The sequence below is a fragment of the Collinsella aerofaciens genome, from assembly GCF_027679495.1.
GTDB classification, from domain to species: Bacteria; Actinomycetota; Coriobacteriia; order Coriobacteriales; family Coriobacteriaceae; genus Collinsella; species Collinsella aerofaciens_AK.
Map to the genome: position 1 here is coordinate 1 of NZ_JAQEKC010000046.1, position 7,321 is coordinate 7,321.

Below are 7,321 nucleotides of genomic sequence, written 5' to 3' on the forward strand. Positions count from 1 at the left end.
AACAAGCTGTGAAGTGCGGTGGCGCGCCCGTGCCCGCGCGCAGCCATCTCCATCAGCGTCTACGCGGCGTCGGCTTCAAGTGGAACTGGCGCCGCTACTGTATATGGTTTGTCTTGCTGCAAATGGCGATCAATGCCCACGATGCTTCTGCTTACGCTTCAGCTTTCGCTGCTCGAAGCGCGCCTCCGCCTCATCCGCGCGACGCTGGCTTCTTGCTCGAGCTGATTCCCGCTTCATCGTCTCCCGCTGATTCGCGAGCGCCTGCTGCGCCTTGGTGCTCACTGCGGGCCGCTTAAGTGCTTTCGCCGCCTCGCGGGCGCGCCGCTTGGGGTTCTTCGCGGGCTTGCTTGTTTTCGTGGCCTCGTCGCCGAAGAACGAGAGCTTCTCCCATTTGCTTGTAACGAATCGCAGGATCTCCTAATCGGACGGCTCCGCGCCGAAGACGATGCGGGCGGCGCCATACCTTCCGCCCTCGACGTGCTTCGCCAGCCCGACCCAGAATTGACCGTCGTGATATACGGTCAGGGTGGACGACACGCTGATCTGCATGGTTGGTTCCTCCTTTATGTAGATGACCATGCAGAGAAGGGACAACCAAGGAGGCAGGTTATTGATGCGGACTAGCGCACGCCCACGACTACCCGACGGGGACTGTGTTTTCATCTCTGGTGCCCGCATTGTAGCACGCGCGGATTCACGATGTTGATTGCCGGCGCCTAGACGGAGATGAAGGCGGTTCGATCTAGGTCAAGCCGGTCGCTCGTTCATGAAGCGGCCGATTCCCTGAAAATAAAAGGCGCCCACGAGGACACCTACAGGCTATCTTCGAACTACTTGGTTGGGGCAGACGGAGGAAAAAAATAGGGCAGAATCGCTCTCACGATCCCGCCCCGCAAACCCGAGGGTTTCTAACTGGCTCCATTATTCCGGGCTTCTCAGTTCTGTCATTGACCCAGGTATCATCCGTCTCCTATAGCGAGTGAATATAAAAATAGGGCAGAGTCGCTTGCGCAAGTCCGCCCCTAAAACCGTGAAGGTTTTGCTATCTGCAGGCTATTCTACCAACCCGAGCGATTCTGTCAACCTGCGAAGGAACTCGAGCGCGGAGCGAGCTGCGGCGTCGGGCCCCTTGTCGGGCAGCGCCTCGGTTTCGCCGTCGGCCCTGGCGAACATCTCGGCGAGCTCGGATGCGGCGCGCGAGCGCGAGGAGCCCTCGGGTACCAAGCCGGAGTGCGCCACGAGCACGGTCGCGACCTCCTGCATGGCCGTATTCCCCATCCACTTCCTCCTGGTCGCCTTGGGAATCCCCACGGCGGCGACCCTTCGGGAGACGCCGCTGGACGCCGAGCCCCGGGCGGCGCCCCTCTCGGCGAAGCAGTTGATCAGGCACGAGCCGTGCGCGGCGCAGTTGCGGACGGACTTCACGCGCTTGAGGTCGTAGTGGGAGGCCTCGAGGCGCCTGTCGCCCCATCGCCTGGCGCAGAAGCGCACGAAGTCGATGAGGGTGCCGAACGAGGTGAGCTCAAGGAAGGCCCAGGCAGGCATGTCGCCGGAGTACTTCGCGTAGAGGCTCGAGCTGTAGGGGCTGCGGCCGCTCATCTTGAGCTCGCGCAGGCGGTACTCCCTGTTTGCAGTGGTAAGCGATGCCATGTAGTCGGCCACGATGGCGTAGCCGTCCTCTCCACGGTCCTCCATCTCGCGAAGCAGTGTCACCTTCTGGAAATGCTCGATGTCGAGCGTCATGCCGAGCAGGGCGTGGCGCAGCTCCTGGTCGAGCGCCGCGAGCAGGCGCAGCTGGCCGAAGTCGAGGTCTACGTAGCGGCCGTCGCGCGGGCCTCCCTCGTATTTCGAGAAGAGTTTGTGGTAGGATGCGAGCTTGAAGAAGTTGCACTTGTCACGCAGGTAGTCCGCGGCCTCTTCCTCGGAACACAGCTCGAAGGCTACGCCCTTCTGCTTGAGGTGCTCTATCTGCTGCTCGATCGTGAGGATCGGCTTCCTATCGTGGGGTTCGGCCATGCTCGGTCTCCTGTCATAAAAAGTATTGCCTATTTTACCAGCATGTTCTCGACATTCGATGGAGGCCTCATCGTCGACTCATGGGCAAGCCGCCTGATACGACTCCCTTTCCCTGTCAGCAGCGCAGTCGCCTGACCTGCGGCTTTGGAATCGCGTTGGAAGCCGCCCGCGACCAATCATTTGCAGTTGTTGCGAGTGGCTTGCGCGTGATGCTGCGGTTGAGTTTCAGAAACGGGCGATTCCGCCCAATCGGGCACCCGAATCACGGCCGGAAGCTCCTTTGGGACAAAAACAAAAACTCAATGCCCTGAGTTTGAAAAAAAGTTTTTGAGGTTGTCCCAACTTTTGTCCACGAAGCCGACGAAACGCGACATCGCGTCATTCGGCGGCACGCGTTCCGTGTCGATGCCGAAAACTGGGTGCAACTGGAATGACGGGACGACAGAACCGAAGCCATCGAGTGGGAATAGGACGACAGGGTTCTGACCTGCGATTTTGAGTGCCGCACTATGCCGCTGAGTTTCGTTTCGTACGAGAGTCATGACAAAGCCACCAGCGACGGAGATGAGTAAAAGCGATTAAAGAGCCTCCGTTCCCTGCGTTGGGACGGAGGCTCTTTCTTTGCCGTTTTACTCCCTTGTCTCCGTTCGGGGATTATTTCTTGCTCATTTAGGGCTATTCGCGCTGAAAGATTTTGACTAGCTTGGTGTCCTTTATTTCGTAGACAATGTCTGCGACGTTCTCGACCAGCCTCTTATCGTGGGAGACGAACACTATCGTTCCGGCATAGGCGCTCATCATCTGCTCGAGGGCTTCGGCGCTCTTGATGTCCAGGTAATTTCCAGGCTCGTCCATGAGCAAGATGTTGTATCTGCCCAGCAGCATCTTCGCGAGTAGCAGCTTGATGACTTCGCCTCCCGAGAGAACGCCAACGTCCTTTGTCAGGTCGCGCGGTCCGATTCCCATAGAGGCGAGGATGCCTCGAATTTCGGTCATGCTGTACTCGCAACCATCCTGCATGAACGAGATCGCAGACTGACGGGCGTCGAACTTGTAGCCTGTTTGCTCGAAGTAACCGATCTCTGCCTTGGGAGAGATGTTGATACCGTCGGCGCGTCGAGCGATTGCCTTCAGCAGGCTGGTCTTTCCTGTACCGTTGCCACCGGTGATGGCCACTTTGGCACCGAGCGGTATCTCGAATTTCGCGTGGTCATAGAGCATGCAGTTGCCGAAGCTCAAGCTGAAATCGTCTGCCGAGATGGGAAATTTACTATGCAGTTCCAGGGCCTTGCTCTGGCGGAACCGCACGGCGCGAATGCTATCTGGGGCCTCAATCCCTTCGAGCGCTTCGAGGCGCTTCTCCATGTCCTTAGCCGCCTGGTACATCCTCTTCTGTTTGGTGCCGGTTGCTTTCTGATGCCCCAATCGACCTGCATACTCGTTGCTTTTTTTCGCAGCCTTCCGCTTGGCGTCGACCTGCCGTGCTTTTTTCCGTTGTTTTTCGATGGCGGCTTCGAGGCGATCGCGCTCGCGCATCGCCTCTTCGTATCGAGTCGCCTGAGCTTTGCGCTCTTCTTCTTTCTGTCGCAGATAGTCGGAGTAGTCACCCCAGAATTCGGAAATACCGCCGTCTTTGAGCTCCCAGATCTTGTCTACCACCTGGTCGAGAAAATGACGGTCATGGCTCACGATGAGCAGAGCCCCATCAAATGCCTTGAGTTGTCCGACGAGAAGGCGGATGCCGTCTTGGTCGAGGTGGCTCGTAGGCTCGTCGGCGAAGATCGCGCTTGCATGCTGGGAGAGTGCAGAGGCAATCTTGGCGCGTGTTTCCTCCCCGCCGCTCATCGTCTCCTGCGCCACTCCGGCGACGTTGAGACGGGAGAGCATCTCACCACTGTCCTGAGCCGCATCAAGGTCGAGTTCATCGAGTTGGCCGATGAGGGCAATGCTGCCGAAGCGCCTGACGTCGGCGTCCGCAATGGTAAGATTGCCGCTCAGAATTTTAAGCAGGCTGGTTTTGCCTGCGCCATTGTCTCCCACCAAGCCGATGCGATCGTAGGAGTAGATTTCCAACTCTTCGATATCCAGGATATCGCGGCCGGCATATTCCAAAAAGATGTCTTTAGCTTTGACTATGAGTTCCATAGGTTGAACCGCCTTTTGTGTATTAGCCTTTTACTGGAAGCGCAGCCATGCCAAAAAAGATTGCTCACGTCGATTTTTCGCCTTTGCCCAATTGCCGGCGCGAGCGTTTTGACCTTGCGCAAGCCGGCAAATCCGAAAATGATAGTTGGCGACGAATAAGGAGCGCGATGTGGGATGTCGGCGCAATACCTCGTCGTCGCAAGGGCTTGAAGGCTGACGCGTGAACCGATGGCTGCCGCCTCTTTTTTTCGAATACTTGGGCTATTGAATCCGCCCGGTATCTCTTTTCCCCACGTTTCGGACGCTCGGAGCAAGCAGCATAGCCATCGCAAGCAGTACCATGGTCGCTCCAGAGCCGACGAACCATAACGGAGCTCCAAGCAGATCCGCAAAAACGGAGGGGGCCGCGAGGCCCATGGGCATGGCCCACGCCATGATGGTTCCGTAGAGGCCGAAAACGCGGCCTAGGTACTCAGGAGGTATCTGCTCCTGCATAAGGGCAGTCTGGGTTCCCGCGTACAACGGGGAGCATGCGCCCATAAGAAAGCTCGCCGGTAGGAAAACGGCGAACAGCGACGGGCCGAGCAATCCGGATGCGATTGCGACGACGCCGAAGCCGGCGATCGCGGCGACCATGGTGAGCGACCTATTGCGGAACCCTCCCGTGGCCGCCAAAATGCCGGACCCAGCCAGCATGCCTGCGGAGAAAAGGACCTCCACCAAAGCAGCATCCCCCGTGCTACCGCCAAAATGTACCAAGGTCATTATTGGGAACAATGCCGCGAGTGGGGAGAACGCGAAAGCGAAGACGAACCCGCACCAAAGAAGGGCGAACAGCCCCCTGTATCCCCTGATCAGCTTGTAGCCGTCCGAAATCTCAGAGAAAAGTTCTCGAACTTTATTGGAAAAGGACGAGCTGCGGTCGGCTTCGTCGAGTCCTCCTGCGTCTATCTGAGCGGCGAGGACAGCTAGAGAAGCGAAAAGCGCCCCCAGCACGTCGAGGGCAATCATGGCGGTAATGCCCGCCACAGGATAAATCACTGCCGCGAGCGCGGCGCCAAGAATGTATCCGGCGGACTGAATCGCCTGCATCACTCCCGATAGGCGAACGAGATGCTCTGGCGGGGCGAGATGGGGCGTGAGGGATTGGGAGGCCGGCGTGTAGAACGAAGTGCCAGCTGCGCGGAGAAACAGGGCGATGAGTATTGACCACGCAGGTAAGCTGCCGGCCAACGAGGCAATCGCCAAGGCGGCGCCCACCGCGGCAACGAAGAGGTCGGCGCCGATGAGAACACGTTTCAAAGGCAGCCTGTCGACAACGGCGCCCGCAAGGACTCCGAACAAAGCAATCGGCAGAAAGCCTGCTAACGATGCCAGGGAGAGGAGGGAAGATGATTCTGTCGTGAGGGCGATATGCCAAATGAGACCCATTTGGAGAATCAAGCTCGTCAATGTCGACACGAGCTCCCCGCCCCATACGAAACAAATCTTAAATTGCCATGAATGGCACAGCGAAACAGACCTGCGCCGAGAGGTTTCAAATATCATGGTTATGTCCAATCGTGAAATGGCGTGCAGAAAAACAGCGCGACGCCACAACAGCGCCGCTTTCTAGGCGCTCATCCACGTGCGGAAAAGACCAACCACGACACCCCTCCTTTGTTAATTCGGTCTGGCAAACCATGTAATATTAACGAGGCTTGAGTTTGCCTGTCAAGAATCGACCATCGGAAAGGGCAATCCTCTCTGGCCATTCGATTCCTTTTGTATCTTTGGTTGCATAGGTGACCCGCCAGGGCTATTACGCGTGGAAGAGGCGCCTGCCGAGCTGGCCGATGAGGCGCTGAAGATGGCCCTGGTCAGGCGAAACGATCCCAAGGGATGCGTACATCATTCGGATAGTAAGAATGTTGCCAGCAGGTTTTGCGGCAACCGCAAAGGAGCCGTATCCTGCAGCTGGAATCACGTTGCAGCATCCTGACCCGCATTCCGATTGGCGGACGGCCCGCTTCGGCATCCTGACCAGCACAGCGATCGAGCCTTGTCATTCCTTGGATATGCCGGTTGCTCGGGGCGGTCCCGACGGAGGCCCTCGCCTCCCCGGTCCGTGACCCAAGAAGGGCAAGCATGCTGATCTGCATGGCTGGTTCCTCCTTTATGTAGACGACCATGCAAAGAAGGGACAACCGAGGAGGCAGGTTACTGATGCGGGCTCCCGCACGCCCATGACTACCCGACGGGCTGTTTTTCATCTCCGATGCCCGCATTGCAGCATGAACGAATGTGCCTCGACATCTCTGCTGGCATGGTACGACTGGGATCGCACCTCGACGCATCCTTGCGCATACTGCCTTCCAAGTTTCGAAACCGGGAAGGAAAGTGTATGTGAGCGACGATATCGGCGCCGATTCGACGCTCGAGAGGGAGATTGCGCCGATTCTATCCATCGGGGATGCATTCCCGAAGATTCTCATCACTCGCACGAGGCATGAGCCCCATACCCGGGAGGGCGTGCTCGTGCTGAATTTCGCGAGGTGGCTGCTTGGCGGGTAGGGTTCTGAACGTCGCATTGGGATATCGCGCGACAGGGCACGCAGGGCTGTTTGTGCCCGCACGGGAAACGCCGTCGCCATGCGGGCGGCCTGTCGTGTCCGATTAGCCTTTTGCTAAACAGGCTTACGCCAACTCATGGGCAAGCCACCTGAGACTATTCACTTTGCTTATCGTTGACAAAGACCTGTGGCCTGCGGTTTTGTGAACGGCTCGTAAGCCACCCGCGTCGACTCACTTACTGTTGAAGCTGGTGGTTTGCAGGCTCAAAGGCGGTTGAGTTTCAAAACGGGCGTTTTTCGGCGATATCGAGCCTCCAAAGGCGGCTCTCCGTGCCCCTTGGGACAAAAATAAAAACTCAATACTCTGAGTTTGAAAATGGTTTTTGAAGTTGTCCCAGCTTTTGTCCCCGAAGCCGATGAAACGCGACGTCGCGTCATTCAGCGGCACTCACTTCGAGATGCCGCCGAAAACTGGGTGCAACTGGAGTGACGAGACGGCAAAACTATAACCACCGAGTGGGAATAGAAAATTCCTTAGTTATGGGGGTGTAAATTTGATTCCCTTTAGGATACACCCCCATAACTATATGAATTGACCTGCTGACTCC

4 protein-coding genes and 1 pseudogene are annotated in these 7,321 nt (G+C 57.5%); 1 reads left to right on the forward strand and 4 read right to left on the reverse strand.

Annotated features, from left to right (window positions below; translation table 11 throughout):
* Window positions 1–129: 129 nt before the first annotated feature.
* The 4 genes and pseudogenes from PGW49_RS10175 to PGW49_RS10190 form a co-directional block, all read right to left on the reverse strand.
* A pseudogene (locus tag PGW49_RS10175) lies at window positions 130–678 on the reverse strand (YjdF family protein).
* A 375-nt stretch (window positions 679–1,053) separates the two neighbouring features.
* On the reverse strand, window positions 1,054–2,016 hold the full coding sequence (locus PGW49_RS10180; RefSeq protein ID WP_270226422.1) for an Abi family protein: 963 nt from the start codon (window positions 2,014–2,016) through the stop codon (window positions 1,054–1,056).
* Between the two features lie 675 nt (window positions 2,017–2,691).
* Complete coding sequence (abc-f, locus tag PGW49_RS10185) at window positions 2,692–4,161, reverse strand: ribosomal protection-like ABC-F family protein (RefSeq protein ID WP_005987409.1); 1,470 nt, start codon at window positions 4,159–4,161, stop codon at window positions 2,692–2,694.
* A 261-nt stretch (window positions 4,162–4,422) separates the two neighbouring features.
* Window positions 4,423–5,709, reverse strand: a complete 1,287-nt coding sequence (locus tag PGW49_RS10190) for an MFS transporter (RefSeq protein WP_270226423.1) — start codon at window positions 5,707–5,709, stop codon at window positions 4,423–4,425.
* Window positions 5,710–6,546: 837 nt separating this feature from the next.
* Here PGW49_RS10190 and PGW49_RS10195 point away from each other — a divergent pair.
* Entirely contained in the window at window positions 6,547–6,714 is a 168-nt protein-coding gene (locus PGW49_RS10195; protein ID WP_157966984.1) for a hypothetical protein, read from the forward strand.
* The last annotated feature ends 607 nt before the right edge of the window (window positions 6,715–7,321 follow it).

Bases quoted from the DNA above. Each gene is read 5' to 3' on its own strand.
- PGW49_RS10180 (WP_270226422.1), bottom strand. From the start codon at position 2,016: ATGGCCGAACCCCACGATAGGAAGCCGATCCTCACGATCGAGCAGCAG.
- abc-f (WP_005987409.1), bottom strand. From the start codon at position 4,161: ATGGAACTCATAGTCAAAGCTAAAGACATCTTTTTGGAATATGCCGGC.
- PGW49_RS10190 (WP_270226423.1), bottom strand. From the start codon at position 5,709: ATGATATTTGAAACCTCTCGGCGCAGGTCTGTTTCGCTGTGCCATTCA.